A 14696-nucleotide genomic window follows, 5' to 3' on the forward strand; every position below is an offset into this window, starting at 1 on the left:
GGCCGTGCCTGCGCCCGAGGCCGCGCCCCATAGAGACGATATACAGGAGTAAGCCCGAACATGGTGGCACAGAACTCTCAAGAAACAACTGAAAGCCTCAAGGCAGCGGCGCTTTTGGCCCAGAACCTGGAGCGCAGCCAACTCAAGGACAAGACCCGCGTGTATTCCCTAGCCAAGCAGCTGGGGCTTTCCTCGCGCGAGTTGGTGGCACAGCTTAAAGACATGGGCTTGAAAAAGAGCGCGCAAAGCTCCCTTTCCCGCGAGGAAGCAGGCCAGGTGCTCGATGCTGTGGCGAATGCCGCTGCGGTTGCCGACGCCCCCGCGGGCGATACCACTGAAGCGTCGGCTGAAGATCCCGAGGACAAGCCTGCTGCGCAACCGGAAGAAAACCCGGACGAGAAACCGGAAAAGAAGCCAGCGAAGAAGCGCGCCAAGCGCGCCCGCAAGGCCACCCGTAAGTCCGCCGCACCAGCGCCCGAAGAGCCGGCAGATACCGCCGAGTCAGAGGAAGGGGGGCAGTCCACGGAAGACGAAGAACCCCTGCGCCACCGCGTGCGCAAGAACGTGGATAATGAAATCTCCCAGATCGAAGACAAGGTAGAGGCATCGCTTGCTCAGGCTGCGGCCGAAACTGGCGCAGCCACCGAGGACTCCGAGCACGCTGAAGCAGAAGTACCCGAAGCAGCAGAAGCCACGGAGGAGGCCGAAAAAGCATCTGCGAGCGGCTTTGATACCGGAACGGTTGATGCGGCAAAGCTGCACGAGGCGCTGGCAGAAGCCGGCGAGGACTTCGAGGATGACTACTACGCGCCGCACATCGTCCCACGGGCCGAATCCGAGGAAGACTCCGGGCACTATGACTTTGCGCCCATCTTCATGGCCCCGCAGCTGGACGAGGCTGCGGCATTCGCACCGGCTCTAGATGCAGCGGAGGAGGACTCCTCAGCCGACGACTCCGCAAGCGACGACAACGAGGATGCTGCAGACTCCGCCGCAGAAAGCCGCGAGCACTCCGGCTCCGACCGCGGTTCCGGAAAGCCTGAGGGCCGCCGCCGCGGGCGCCGCGGCGCATCCCGCGGACGCGGCGCCGGTGCGAAGCGTGAAGAGCAGGCAGACGAGCCCGAGCACATTGAAGAGCCGAAAGCCATCCGCGGCTCCACGCGCATCGAGGCTCAGAAGCGCCGCCGTGCCGAGCTGCGCGAAAAGGGCCGCACCCGCCAGCACATCGTCTCCCAAGCGGAGTTCCTTGCCCGCCGCGAAGCTGTGGAGCGCACCATGGTGGTGCGCGATAAGGAGCGCGAGGACGGCGCCGGCATTATCACCCAGGTGGGCGTGTTAGAGGATGACCTGTTGGTCGAGCACTTCGTGACCACCGAATCCCAGGCCTCGCTCATTGGCAATATCTACTTGGGCCGCGTCCAAAACGTGCTGCCGTCCATGGAGGCGACTTTCGTGGACATTGGACAGGGCCGAAACGGCGTGCTCTACGCCGGTGAAATCGACTGGCGCAAGACCAAGCTGCACGGGCGCGCCCGCAAGGTAGAAAACGCCCTGAAGTCTGGTGACCAGGTGCTGGTGCAGGTGGCCAAGGATCCCATCGGTCACAAGGGCGCGCGGCTTACCACCCAGATTTCCCTTGCTGGTCGCTACCTGGTCTACGTACCAGGTGGGCGCAGCGCCGGCATTTCCCGCAAGCTGCCCGCTCCGGAGCGCAAGCGCTTAAAGGATATCCTCGGCCGCGTGGTTCCAGGCGATGGCGGCGCGATTATCCGCACCGCCGCCGAAAACGTCCCAGAAGAGGCAATCGCCACCGACGTCAACCGCCTGCACAGCCGGTGGGAGGACATCGTGGCACACGCTAAGAAGGAAAAGTCCTCCAAGGGCGCTAAGCCGGTGACCATGTATGAAGAGCCCAATATGCTCATCAAGGTGGTGCGCGATCTCTTCAACGAGGACTTCACCGAGCTCATCGTCGATGGCAAGCGTTCCTTCAATACCGTCCGCGCCTATGTAGATTCCATGGCGCCGGACCTTGCGGACCGTGTGGTGCGCTACCGCGCCAAGGACCACGGCGGGCAGGATGCCTTCGAGGCTTACCGCATTGATGAGCAGCTGCATAAGGCGCTCTCGCGCAAGGTATGGTTGCCTTCCGGCGGCACGTTGGTCATCGACCGCACCGAGGCCATGACCGTCATCGATGTCAATACCGGCAAGTTCACCGGTTCCGGCGGCAATCTGGAAGAAACCGTTACCCGCAATAACCTCGAGGCGGCCGAAGAAATCGTGCGCCAGATGCGCCTGCGCGATCTCGGCGGCATGATCGTCGTGGACTTTATCGATATGGTCCTGCCAGAAAACCAGGATCTGGTGCTGCGCCGCCTGAAGGAAGCCTTGGGCCGCGATCGCACCCGCCACCAAGTATCCGAGGTTACCTCGCTGGGCTTGGTGCAGATGACCCGTAAGCGCCTGGGCACCGGCTTGGTGGAGACCTTCTCTACCGAGTGCGAGTGCTGCAACGGCCGTGGCATCATCATTCACCAGTATCCGGTGGACGAGGCCGAGGACGATCAGCGCTCCAAGCATTCTGGCCGCAAGTCCAAGGCACACAAGAAGCAGCACCACGATCCGCAGCAGCACCCGACTGCGGTGGCGATGCATAAGCACGAGCTTGACGACGCCCCCGAGAGCTCCTCCAAGCCTAAGCGCTTTAAGAAAACCCAGGCGCCGGTCTACGGTACCGAGAGCGAAGAGGCCGCGCGAGAATCTGCGAAGACGTCGTTGGAAGACCTGGTAGCAAACGTCGTTGTGGATGAGCGTGGTCCGGCTCAGTCCCACGCTGGATCGGAGGAGCACAGCGGAGACCACGACCGCAGCAAGGAGCGCGGACGTGGACGCGGTCGCCGCCGCGCGCGCAAGCGCACTCAGACTGAGGTTTCCGATATCGAGGCCATCGCGTATGCCGCGGCGGATAATGCTGCCGAGAGCGATGAGGTGGAGGAATTTAATTCCTACGTCCCCGATGCGGATACGGACGCGGACTCGGGTGCCGTTGCTCAGGCACACCCTGGTGCTGGAGCAGGCTCCAAGCGTGGCAAGAAGCCGCGCCGGGCGACGCGCCGGTCTAAGGCCACGCACACGGTTGCAGGCGGCGAGCAGAAGGCACCGGAAAAGGAAGCCGCTCCACAGAAGGCGACTGGAAAGACCTATGACGAGGCAGTAGCCGAGTTTGAGGCTTCCCCGCGCCGCAAGCGCCGCACCCGCGGCAATTCGCGCTCCGATAGGCGCCCGCAGCCGCAGGATTTCGCGGTCTCTGGTGACCACGACTCTGCCGATACCGACGGTAACGCTAGCGGAGCTGAAGCCCAGCACGGGCAGCAGGCCTCGCGCGAAGAGCGCAAGGCTCGCGGGCGTGGCCGCCGTCGTTCGGTACGCACCCAGCAGGCCAAGCGTCGGACTACCTCGCGCGTGCCGCACGAGGTCAAGGAAAAGGCGCAGGAGCACGAACACAAGCAGGCGGGCGGGTCCGCCGAGCAGCGCCATGAAAAGGCAGCTGGCGCCGCACGCGCGGGGCGCGCCGGTGGCAAGGGCCGTGGGCGTCGCCGTGCCGTGCGCCAGGCCGCTCCTAAAAAGGCGGTAGCAGAGAATCCGAAGGTAGCGAAGACCGCCCGAGACCGTTCGACGCAGCAGGATGGCTCGCCGGATCGTACCGGTGCTGGCCAGCGGGCGACCACGGGCGATACCAAGGTGCTGCGCCGTGGAAAGAAGAGGGCGGTGCGCAAGAAGGGGACGTCGGCAAGCGCCAAGGCACCAAAGGCGCAGGATAACGCCGCTCAAAAGCAGGCTTCCGCGAGCGGTGCACACCGGGGAAACGCGCGCGCTAAGTCTGGGCGTGGCCGACGCCGCGTAGCACGGCGACGCACGTCTTAGGGCTACGCCACGCGGGCACAAAAAGCGTGGTTTGTATTTTGTGCCCGCTACGGGGTAGTCTTTGACAGTCGCTGTTTAGTACTCACGGCGCTGGATCAGTCCGACACTCACTTAGTGAGCTGTGCGGGCATGTTCGCGCGGGAACTAAACGCAATGTGTAAGTGTCCATTCGGAACGCGGCCTCCCCGGTTGCTTCCGAGCGAGTTTAGATAAGGGGTAACCCTCTATGTACGCGATCGTCAAGACCGGCGGCAAGCAGTACAAGGTTGCTGAAGGTGACCTCGTCAAGGTCGAGAAGATCGAGGGTGAGCCAGGCTCTGCCGTAGCTCTCACCCCGGTTCTGCTCGTCGATGGCGCCGATGTTAAGTCCAAGGCTTCCGACTTGGAGAAGGTTTCTGTCTCCGCAGAAATCGTAGAGCAGGGTAAGGGCCCTAAGGTCGATATCCTGAAGTACAAGAACAAGACTGGTTACAAGAAGCGTCAGGGCCACCGCCAGCCTGTGACCACCTTGAAGATCACCGGTATCAAGTAAGCCTTAACCGGCTGTAATTATCCCTAAAGGAGGGAAAACCACATGGCACACAAGAAGGGTGCTTCCAGCTCCAGCAACGGTCGCGATTCCGAGTCCAAGCGTCTCGGTGTCAAGCGCTTCGGTGGTCAGCAGGTTAATGCCGGCGAGATCATCGTGCGTCAGCGCGGTACCAAGTTCCACCCAGGTGAGAACGTAGGCCGCGGCGGCGACGATACCCTGTTCGCGCTTGCAGCTGGCTCCGTTGAGTTCGGTATCAAGCGTGGCCGTCGTATGGTCAACATCGTTCCGGCTGAAGAGGTTGCTGCAGAAGCGACTGCCTAACTTCAGGCCGATGAGGTTAATCCTCGAGTCTGCTCCAGTGAGGGCGGCTCGAGGATTTTCTGGTTTTGTGGATACCGAAACGAGGCTCCACCCGGGTAATAGATACACCACGCTAGCGTACACAACCGATGGGATGGCCCACGAGGTAGGCCGTCTCTGTCAGCTGCGGTTGGAGTCCAGCCCAAGACACGCATTACACTGGCGGGGACAAAGATTTAACAAACGGAGGGTTTGACCATGGCACGTTTTATTGACCGCGTCGTCCTGCACCTGCAAGCAGGCGACGGTGGACACGGCTGTGTGTCTGTCCACCGCGAGAAGTTTAAGCCCTTAGGCGGCCCAGATGGCGGCAATGGCGGCCACGGCGGCGATATTGTCCTCGAGGTCTCCGAGCAGATCCATACCCTGATGGATTTTCACTACCGACCGCACATTAAGGCCCAGCGCGGCGGCAATGGCGCCGGCGATATGCGCAATGGTGCTCGCGGTGAAGACCTGATTTTGGAGATCCCGGCTGGCACGGTGGTCCGCACCGAAAAGGGCGAAACCTTGGCGGACCTTACTGTTCCGGGAACGCGGTTTGTGGCTGCAGAAGGCGGGTTTGGCGGTCTGGGCAATGCCGCATTGGCCTCCAAGAACCGCAAGGCACCAGGCTTTGCTCTACAGGGTGAACCGGGTCAAGCCCATGACCTGATCCTTGAGCTGAAATCCATGGCGGATGTAGGGCTGGTGGGCTTTCCATCGGCAGGCAAGTCCTCGCTCATCTCGGTGTTATCGGCCGCAAAGCCCAAGATCGGTGATTATCCTTTTACCACGCTGCAGCCGAACCTCGGCGTGGTGGATATGGGAGATAGCTCCTTTACTATCGCGGACGTACCGGGCCTTATCCCAGGCGCGGCCGATGGCAAGGGTCTCGGTCTAGATTTTTTGCGCCATATTGAACGTACGGCGGTGCTTGCCCATGTGGTAGATACTGCCACCATTGAGCCCGGCCGTGATCCGGTCTCTGATATTGAGGCGATGGAAAATGAGTTGGCAAAGTACCAGGAGGCTTTGCAGGAAGATACTGGTTTAGGGGATCTGCGTGAGCGCCCGCGTGTCATCATCTTGAATAAAGCAGACGTGCCTGAGGCCGAAGAGCTGGCGGAATTTGTCAAGGATGATCTGGAAGAGAAGTTTGGCTGGCCTGTCTTTATTATTTCGGCCGTCGCTCGCAAGGGTCTGGATCCGCTGAAGTTCCGGCTCATGGATATGGTCACTGAGCACCGTAAGGCCCAGCCGTCGCCAAAGAAGGATAAAAACCACACCGTTATCCATCCCAAGGCCCAAGGCCATAAGAAGCACACCGGCGCGTTTGCTGATTTCACCGTCAAGGCCGATCCGGATGTCGAGGGTGGCTTCATTGTTGAGGGCAAGAAGATTGATCGCTGGATTACCCAGACTGACTTTGAAAATGATGAGGCAGTGGGTTTCTTGGCGGACCGCTTGGCCAAGGCCGGTGTGGAGGATGAGCTGCGCGAGCAGGGTGCTGTAGAAGGCTGCCCGGTTACTATCGGCGGCATTACCTTTGAGTGGGAGCCGATGACCGGCGGTGATCCGACGATGGCGAGCCGCGGTGAGGATGCTCGCCTTAAAGGAACAGCCCGTGCTTCTGCAGCGGAGCGCAAGCGCGCCTCTCAGGCGCGCCGTGGTCTTATCGATGAATACGATTACGGCACCGATGAAGAGGTCACCCGCGAGGGCGCTAACCGCGATAGGTGGCAGGGCTAGTTTCCAGATCCCCCTATTCTTGGGGTGTGCTGGAGGGTGGGCTTTGTAAACTCGGTTGGCATGTCTTCTGATGAACAGAAAGAACCCATCCTTCCGCTTCCGGTAGAACCTTTTGCCGGTCCTACCGCTGATACCCCTTTCCCGGAACCTCGCGTTGAAAACCCCACTGCTTCAGGGTTTGAGTCGGATCTCCGCCACGAAATCGCTCAGGCTAAGCGCGTCGTGGTAAAGATTGGTTCCTCTTCTCTCACGGATGAGAACTTCCGTGTCTCCCAGGAAAAGATTGATCACATCGTCGATGCCGTCCATGCGCGCATGGGCCGCTCCGATGTCATTATTGTCTCTTCCGGTGCGGTTGCCGCCGGTATGGGCCCGCTCGGCCTGCACCAGCGCCCCACCGATTTGGCTACCAAGCAGGCCTCCGCGTCCGTCGGCCAGGTGCACTTGGCCTCTGTGTGGGGTCAGTCCTTTGCGCGTTATAAGCGCACTATCGGCCAGGTCCTCCTCACCGCGTCCGATACCGGCCACCGCGACCGTGCCCGCAATGCGCAGCGCACCATCGACCGCCTGCGCCAGTTGCGCACCATCCCGATCGTGAACGAGAACGATGCGGTGGCGACGTCCGAGATGCACTTTGGCGATAACGACCGCCTTTCCGCGCTGGTGGCCAACCTGGTGGGCGCTGACGCGCTCTTCCTCTTCTCTGACGTGGATGGCCTTTACGATAAGAACCCGGCCGAGCCGGATGCCAAGTTCATCGATGAGGTGCGCACCGGCAAGGATCTGAAGGGCGTTGTGGCTGGCGATGGCGGCAAGGTCGGCACCGGCGGCATGGCCACCAAGGTCTCCGCGGCCCGCCTGGCTACCCGCGGCGGCATTCCAGTGCTGCTGACCTCCACGGACAATATTGGTCCCGCGCTTGCCGACGCCTCCGTGGGCACCGTCTTCCACACCCGCGAGGAACGCCAGCTGTCCGCCTGGAAGTTCTGGGCTCTCTACTGCGCCGATACCGGCGGAGCCGTCCGTCTCGATGAAGGCGCCAAGGAGGCCGTGACCAAGGGCGGAACGTCTTTGCTGGCCGTCGGCATTACCGATGTGCAAGGCGAGTTCACCAAGGGCGAAATCATCGACATCTTGGGCCCGAACGGTGAGGTCATCGGCCGCGGCGAGGTCCGCTTCGACTCCGAGGAGCTCCACGCCATCAAGGGCAAGAAGATGGAAGAGCTTCCCGAGGAGCAGCGCCGTTCCGTCGTCCACGCGGATTATCTGTCCAACTTCGCCTCCCGCATCTAAACCCGAGTCCGAGATTCCCCGTATGGTTGGGGCATGAAGTATTTCATGGGACCGGAAACCTGGCAGCCGATGGTAGAAGACATCGAGGCTGCCGGGCACCAACGCGTGAGCAGCATCGAGGACGCCGAGGTCTATATCAATAATGCGCCCAACCCGCGCCGCATCCCGGAGATGCCGGCGAATATCGGCTGGGTGCAGCATTGTTATACCGGCGTCAACCAGCTCATCGATGCAGGCGTCATTACCCCAGACGGCGTGCCATGGTGCAACTCCGCCGGTGCCTTTGCCCAGCCTGTGGCCGAGTCCGCACTCGGGTTGGCCCTTTCCCAGGCGCACCACCACAAGGCCTTCGCCCAAGCCGCTACCTGGTCGGTGGCCAAGGAGCTGGATGAATCCCAGGCCTGGCTCTATGACCAGCAAGGGCCGAAGAGGGTAGCGATCTTTGGCGCTGGGGGCATCGGCAAGCAGCTCATCAAGCTCCTCAAGCCCTTTGGCGTGCACATTACCGCAGTCAATCGTTCCGGCCGCGCGGTGGAAGGCGCCGATGAGGTCGTGCCCATGGAGCAGGCCGACCACGTGTGGGGCGAGGCGGATTTCATTTTCTGCATCCTGCCGGCCACCAAGGACACCGAGGGGCTTATCAATGCCGCCACCTTCCGCGCCATGAAACCCTCCTCCATCTTCATCAACGTCGGCCGCGGCAGCACCGTGGTCACTGATGACCTTGTGGAGGCCTTGCGCTGCGGCGACATCGCCGGCGCCGGCTTGGAGGTTATGGATCCCGAGCCGCTGCCCGATGGCCATCCGCTTTATGACCTGCCCAATTGCACCATGACCCCGCACATGGCCGCCTCCGCGCAGGTGGCGCAGTACCACCTGGGCGCTATCTTCAACGCCAATGCCGCGGCGTGGGAGAGGGGAGAGGCCATGCCCACCCGCGTCGATGCGGAGGCTGGCTACTAATGAAGTACACGATGCTACCCACCCCGTGGGAGGAAACCCTGCAGGCCCTCGATGCTGCCGGCCACGAGCGTGCCCCGCTGGAGGAGGCCGAGGTGCTCATCTTCAACGGCGGTCCAGATGATTTCCCACAGCCCCTGCCGCCAAGCGTGGGCCTCGTCCAAGTCCCGTTTGCTGGTGTGGACCACCTGCTCGACGTCATGCGAAATACCTCCGCCCGCTGGTCCAACGCGGCAGGGCTATATGACGCCACCGTGGCCGAATCCACCATTGCACTCCTGCTTGCCCAGTTGCATGCGCATAAGCGCGTGGGGACTAGCTGGGATAATCGCGATGAGGTGGAGGCGCACACCAGCTTCCTTTTTGAGGATAAGACGGTTGCGGTGGTGGGCGCCGGGGGCATCGGCAAGCGGCTTATCCGCATGCTAGAGGGCTTTGGCCCGCGCATCATTGCGGTCAATCGCTCCGGCAATCCGGTGGAGGGCGCCGATGAAACCTTCGCCACGGCCGACATCGAGCGCGTGTGGCCGGCCGCCGACTATTTTGTGGCGCTTGCGCCGCTCACGGACCAGACCCACCAGCTATTCGACGCCGCCGCTTTCCGCGCCATGCCCAGCCATGCTGTGATTATCAACGTCGGCCGTGGACCGCTGGTGGATACCGACGCGCTTGTCAATGCCCTACGTGCCGGCCACATCGCCGGCGCTGGCCTGGATGTCACCGACCCCGAGCCGCTGCCCGATGGGCACCCGCTATGGGAGATGCCCAACGTGGTCATTACCCCGCACCTGGCCAATCCGCCTTATTCGGTGCGGCGCCGCATCGGTGCGCATGCAGCAAAGGTCATGGAGCACTTTGCCGCCGGTGAGGCAATCCCTACGGAAGTAGATACTGAAGCCGGCTACTGATGGATAGCCCCGGTAGCCGCGCTGACGATGGCCAGCTCAACCCCACCGCGGCTGAGGTCGCTGAAATGCGCGTGGCCTTTCGTTAGGCTGGTATGACATGAGCAACACTGAACGCGAAGAAGTTCTGTCCAAAGCCCGTGCTGCCAAGGACGTAGCGCCCGTCGTGGCGCAGCTGTCCACGCCGCGCAAGAACGAAATCTTGCAGCGCGCAGCCGAAAACCTTATCGCCCACACCGAAGGTATCCTCGCCGCTAATAAGCAGGACATCGAGACCGGCCGCGAGCGCGGCATGTCCGAGTCCCTCATTGACCGCCTCTCCCTTGACGCCGCCCGCGTCGAAGGCATTGCCGGGGGCCTGCGCCAGGTAGCCGGCCTGCAGGACCCGGTAGGAGAGATCCTGCAGGGCCGCACGATGGATAACGGCATCCACATGAAGCAGGTGCGCGTGCCGCTCGGTGTCATGGGCATGGTTTATGAGGCCCGCCCGAACGTCACCGTGGACGCCTTCGGCTTGGCCATCAAATCCGGCAACGTGCCGCTGCTGCGCGGTTCCAAATCCGCCCGCAACTCCAATGCCAAGCTGGTAGAAATCTTGCAGGATACCCTCGCCGAGTTCGATCTCCCGCGCGAGGCCGTGCAGCTTCTGCCGTGCGAGACCCACGACTCCGTCCAGGACCTCATCACCGCTCGCGGCCTGGTGGACCTGGTCATTCCGCGCGGTGGCGCCAAGCTTATTGAGGCCGTCGTCACCGGCGCCACCGTCCCAGCAATTGAGACCGGCACCGGCAACTGCCACTTTTACGTGGACGCCTCTGCGGACCTGAACAAGGCCATCGACATGGTCATCAACGGCAAGACCCGCCGCACCTCAGTGTGCAACTCCACGGAGTGCGTGCTTATCGACGCCGCCTTGGACGACTCCGCCAAGCTCCGCATCATCACCGCGCTGCAGGAGGCGGGCGTGACCATCCACGGCGACGTCGCCGAGCTCGAGGCTTTCGGCGTCAAGGATGCCGTGCAGGCCACCGATGAGGACTGGCGCGAAGAGTCGCTATCCATGGATATCTGCGCCAAGGTGGTCGACGGCGTCGACGGTGCCATTGCCCACATCGCTGAGTTCACCACTGGCCACACCGAGGCCATCGCCGCGCAGGATGCCGACGTCCTAGTGAAGTTCGGCAACGAGGTAGATGCCGCCGCGGTCATGCTCAACGCCTCTACCGCTTTCACCGATGGCGAGGTCTACGGCATGGGCGCCGAAATCGGCATTTCCACCCAGAAGCTGCACGCCCGCGGCCCGATGGCGCTGCCGGAGCTCACCTCTTCTAAGTGGATCCTGCAGGGTACCGGACAGACCCGCCCCTAGTGGTGCGGCTATAATCACCACCCATGACTAGCCCACAGCGCATCGGCATCATGGGTGGCACCTTTGATCCCATCCACAACGGCCACTTGGTAGCGGCCAGTGAGGCCGCACACCGCTTTGCCCTCGATACCGTCATCTTTGTTCCCACCGGCCAGCCGTGGCAAAAGTCCCACCGCGACGTCACTGCGGCCGAGCACCGCTACTTGATGACGATGGTGGCCACGGCCTCCAATCCGAGATTTACCGTCTCGCGCGTAGACATTGACCGCGAGGGGCCCACCTATACAATCGATACGCTGCGCGACCTGCGTGAACTCTTCCCAGATGCGGAGTTTTATTTCATTACCGGTGCCGATTCGCTGGCCTCCATCATGAGCTGGCATAACTGGGAAGAGATGCTGGAGATGGCGCACTTTGTGGGCGTGACCCGCCCCGGCTATGAATTGAGCGCCGATATGCTACCTGCCGATGCGCAGGAGGCTATCGATCTTATCGATATCCCCGCCATGGCCATTTCCTCCACGGCGTGCCGCGAACGCGCCGGGCAGGGGCAACCCGTGTGGTACCTCGTTCCGGATGGGGTGGTGCAGTACATCACCAAGAACAATCTCTATGGGCCTAACCCAGATAAGCCCCTATAGAAACTTCCGCGGCCTTCCCCAGATTTTGGGCACGGGCCTGCTAAACGTGCAAGAATAGATGCTCACTAGAGATAGTTCATACCGAATATACTCAGACGCGAAAAGGGAATTTTTACACATTGTCTACTTCTGATCTCGCCCGCCGCATGGCAGAAACCGCGGCACACGCCGCGCAAGAAAAGCTGGCCACCAATATCGCGGCCATTGATGTCTCCGATGTCCTCGCTATTACCGAGGTCTTCGTGCTCGCATCTGCAGATAACGAGCGCCAGGTCGGCTCCATCGTGGATGAAGTCGAAGACGAAATGACCAAGCAAGGCTTCGAGCCGCAGCGCCGCGAAGGCAACCGCGAGAACCGGTGGGTGCTGCTGGATTATGGCAATATCGTCGTCCACGTCCAGCGCAATGACCAGCGCGAGTTCTACGGCTTGGACCGCCTGTACCACGATTGCCCAGCACTGGAGATTGAGGGCATCGAGGCCCCAGAGCGCCCCGGTGAATGGACCAATGGCGTCAACCCGCGCGAGGTCGATTCCATTGATGAGCTCCCGCTGGCCGATAAGGTCCCTGGTGAGGACGAGGAGCTTTAAACCCGCATGAGCCGTCGCCTGATCCTGATCCGCCACGGACAAACTGCCTATAACGCCACCGGCCGTATGCAGGGCCACCTGGACACTGAGCTGTCCGAGCTAGGCTATGAGCAGGCCCGCGCCGCCGCGCGCCTGCTGCAGGATCAGGGCGTGTCTAAAATCGTCGCCTCTGACCTCATCCGCGCGCGCGAAACCGCGCGCGTGGTCGCCGAGGCCCTCGGCATGGATTTCACCACGGATGCCCGCCTGCGCGAGACACACCTAGGACAGTGGCAGGGCAGAACCTCCGCCGAAGTAGATGCAGAGTTCCCAGGCGCGCGCGCCATCTGGCGCCACGATCCCACTTGGGCCCCGCCGGAGGGCGAATCCCGCGTGGATGTGGCCGAGCGTGCCCGGCCCGTCGTCGATGAGCTCATGGCAGACTTCGCCGGCTGGGATCAGGGCCCCGTCCTCATCGTGGCCCATGGGGGTGCCATCTCGGCGCTGACCTGCCACCTGCTGGGCCTTGACCACGCGCAGTACGGCATCCTCTCCGGACTGAAGAATACCCATTGGTCGCAGCTGACCGCCCGCCCGGACTTTAACCCGGAAACGCCGCTATCCTCCCTGGAGTTCACCCCAGATAATGTGGGCAGCGCCCAGTGGTATTTCGACGGCTGGAATATGGGCGGCGAGGTCACCGGGGACGGCGGGGCGGATATCTAGTGACGGTCCGCGTCATTACGGACTCCTCCGCGGGCCTGCCGCCGGAGCTGGCGGAGCAGCTATCCATCACCGTCATTGACCTGCACCTTATGGAAAGCCACGGCAAGGATGGCCTGGAGCGCTCCACCTCGGGGTTGAGCGCGCTGGAGTTGGCCGCCGCCTACGGCCGCGAAATGGAGCGTGCCCAGGATGATGGCGTGGTGGCCATTCACCTGTCCAAAGAGCTATCTTCCACCTATTCCGCCGCGGTATCCGCCTCCGGCGTCTTTCCGCACACGGTGCGGGTAATTGACTCCGGTTCGGCCGGTATGGCCATGGGCGCGGCCGCCATGTCCGCCGCCAAGCTCGCCTCCCGCGGCGCCAGCTTGGACGAGTGCTATGCCGCGGCCATCGATACCCTCAAGCGCGCGGCTACCTGGGTCTACCTGCATTCCACGGAGGACCTGCGCCGCTCTGGCCGCCTTTCCCCGGCCACGGCCGTGCTGTCTACGGCGCTGTTGGCCACCAAGCCGATTATGTCGATTACCCGGGGCAAGCTGGAGCTGGTGGGCAAGACCCGCACCCAGACCAAGGCTTTTACCAAGCTGGTGGACCTCATCGCCTCCCGCGCGGACGGCGAGCCGGCCTTCGTTGCCATCCAGCACAACCAAGCCGAAGACGCGGCTGCCAAGCAGGAGGCGCTCCTTGAAGCGGCGCTGCCGCAGGGTTCGTCCTTTATCTGCACTCCGCTTAACGACGTCCTCTCTGTCCACGCCGGCCCCTCCGCCATCGGCGTCTCCGCTGTGTTTAGCTCCGAGCCTCCCGCCGAACCAGCACATCCTCACACACGTGGTCGACCCCGCGCCTTCTCGCCGCGCCGTTCTGTGGATAACTAGGCCCACCGCGCCGGGTTCGTTGACGCCCACAACAAGTTATCCACAGCCCACCTCCGCTCGACCTTTCACTGGTGTGCGCCCGCGCTTAGCCTCAGCGCCATGGCGGCACCCAAGATCAGCGAACGACTCCGCGAATTTACCCAACCCACCGGCGAGGAAGAACTCCTCGCCATCGATTACCCGCGCCCGCGACTGCGCATCAGCCCCTGGCAGGCCTGCGCTGTGGCGGTCATTCTCGTTATCGGCGTAGTGGTCTGGCTCGGCATCAATGCGCGATCCGAAGAATCCTCCGGCATGCCCGAGCCCGCGGCATTAAGCGATGCCCCGAGCGAGGAACCCAGCGAAATCATCGTCTCGGTCATCGGCGAAGTTGCCGAGCCCGGCCTGAAGACACTCGAGCCCGGTGCGCGCGTCGCCGATGCCCTCGCCGCCGCCCAGCCGCTACCAGGCGCCGAGACCATGGCGCTCAACCATGCGCAGCGGCTTTCCGACGGCCAACAGCTCCACATTCTGCCCTCCGGCGCCGCTCCACCTCCCGCACCCGGTGAACCCGCCCCCGCCGGCGACAACTCCAGCAGCCCTGGCGGCAGCGCTAGCGGCAGCGGCGTGAGCCTCAATAACGCCACCGCCGAGGAGCTCACCGAACTCAAGGGCGTCGGCGAGGTGACCGCGCTGGCCATCGTGGCCTACCGCGAGGAGCACGGCGGCTTCAAGGATGTGGAAGAGCTCCTGGAGGTCTCCGGCATCGGGCCGGCGAAGCTGGCACAGCTTAAAGACCAAGTCCAGCTCTAGCCCGTACCTGAGCGTG

13 protein-coding genes are annotated in these 14696 nt (G+C 62.6%); all 13 read left to right on the top strand.

Annotation, left to right across the window (positions count from 1 at the left end; translation table 11 throughout):
• The first annotated feature begins 60 nt into the window (after positions 1 to 60).
• Complete coding sequence (locus MHY24_RS09925; protein ID WP_239230317.1) at positions 61 to 3927, top strand: translation initiation factor IF-2 N-terminal domain-containing protein; 3867 nt, start codon at positions 61 to 63, stop codon at positions 3925 to 3927.
• Positions 3928 to 4153: 226 nt separating this feature from the next.
• Entirely contained in the window at positions 4154 to 4459 is a 306-nt protein-coding gene (gene rplU / locus MHY24_RS09930) for a 50S ribosomal protein L21 (protein WP_005324077.1), read from the top strand.
• 42 nt (positions 4460 to 4501) lie between these two features.
• The gene (gene rpmA, locus MHY24_RS09935; protein WP_005324079.1) at positions 4502 to 4780 is read left to right on the top strand and encodes a 50S ribosomal protein L27; all 279 of its coding nucleotides are present in this window, start codon (positions 4502 to 4504) and stop codon (positions 4778 to 4780) included.
• 237 nt (positions 4781 to 5017) lie between these two features.
• Positions 5018 to 6550 carry a GTPase ObgE gene (gene obgE, locus MHY24_RS09940; RefSeq protein ID WP_239230319.1) on the top strand — a complete coding sequence of 511 codons (1533 nt, stop codon included), beginning with the start codon at positions 5018 to 5020 and terminating at the stop codon, positions 6548 to 6550.
• A 60-nt stretch (positions 6551 to 6610) separates the two neighbouring features.
• Positions 6611 to 7843: a glutamate 5-kinase gene (gene proB / locus MHY24_RS09945; protein WP_239230321.1), complete on the top strand. Its 1233-nt coding sequence runs from the start codon at positions 6611 to 6613 to the stop codon at positions 7841 to 7843.
• A gap of 33 nt (positions 7844 to 7876) precedes the next feature.
• Positions 7877 to 8806: a D-isomer specific 2-hydroxyacid dehydrogenase family protein gene (locus MHY24_RS09950; RefSeq protein ID WP_239230323.1), complete on the top strand. Its 930-nt coding sequence runs from the start codon at positions 7877 to 7879 to the stop codon at positions 8804 to 8806.
• Positions 8806 to 9711: a D-isomer specific 2-hydroxyacid dehydrogenase family protein gene (locus MHY24_RS09955; protein ID WP_239230325.1), complete on the top strand. Its 906-nt coding sequence runs from the start codon at positions 8806 to 8808 to the stop codon at positions 9709 to 9711. Before MHY24_RS09950 ends, MHY24_RS09955 begins: the two co-directional genes overlap by 1 nt.
• A 97-nt stretch (positions 9712 to 9808) precedes the next feature.
• Positions 9809 to 11077 (top strand): glutamate-5-semialdehyde dehydrogenase, encoded by a 1269-nt coding sequence (locus tag MHY24_RS09960; protein WP_239230327.1) that lies wholly within the window; start codon positions 9809 to 9811, stop codon positions 11075 to 11077.
• Positions 11078 to 11100: 23 nt separating this feature from the next.
• On the top strand, positions 11101 to 11718 hold the full coding sequence (nadD, locus tag MHY24_RS09965) for a nicotinate-nucleotide adenylyltransferase (RefSeq protein WP_204611183.1): 618 nt from the start codon (positions 11101 to 11103) through the stop codon (positions 11716 to 11718).
• Positions 11719 to 11864: 146 nt separating this feature from the next.
• Complete coding sequence (gene rsfS / locus MHY24_RS09970) at positions 11865 to 12308, top strand: ribosome silencing factor (RefSeq protein WP_179387589.1); 444 nt, start codon at positions 11865 to 11867, stop codon at positions 12306 to 12308.
• Positions 12309 to 12314: 6 nt separating this feature from the next.
• Positions 12315 to 13013 carry a histidine phosphatase family protein gene (locus MHY24_RS09975; protein ID WP_204611184.1) on the top strand — a complete coding sequence of 233 codons (699 nt, stop codon included), beginning with the start codon at positions 12315 to 12317 and terminating at the stop codon, positions 13011 to 13013.
• Positions 13013 to 13888: a DegV family protein gene (locus tag MHY24_RS09980; RefSeq protein WP_239230329.1), complete on the top strand. Its 876-nt coding sequence runs from the start codon at positions 13013 to 13015 to the stop codon at positions 13886 to 13888. The genes MHY24_RS09975 and MHY24_RS09980 overlap by 1 nt, the downstream gene beginning before the upstream one ends.
• A gap of 99 nt (positions 13889 to 13987) precedes the next feature.
• Entirely contained in the window at positions 13988 to 14680 is a 693-nt protein-coding gene (locus MHY24_RS09985; protein WP_239192389.1) for a helix-hairpin-helix domain-containing protein, read from the top strand.
• The last annotated feature ends 16 nt before the right edge of the window (positions 14681 to 14696 follow it).

Source organism: Corynebacterium sp. ACRPQ, assembly GCF_022347225.1.
Classification (GTDB): domain Bacteria; phylum Actinomycetota; class Actinomycetes; order Mycobacteriales; family Mycobacteriaceae; genus Corynebacterium; species Corynebacterium tuberculostearicum_D.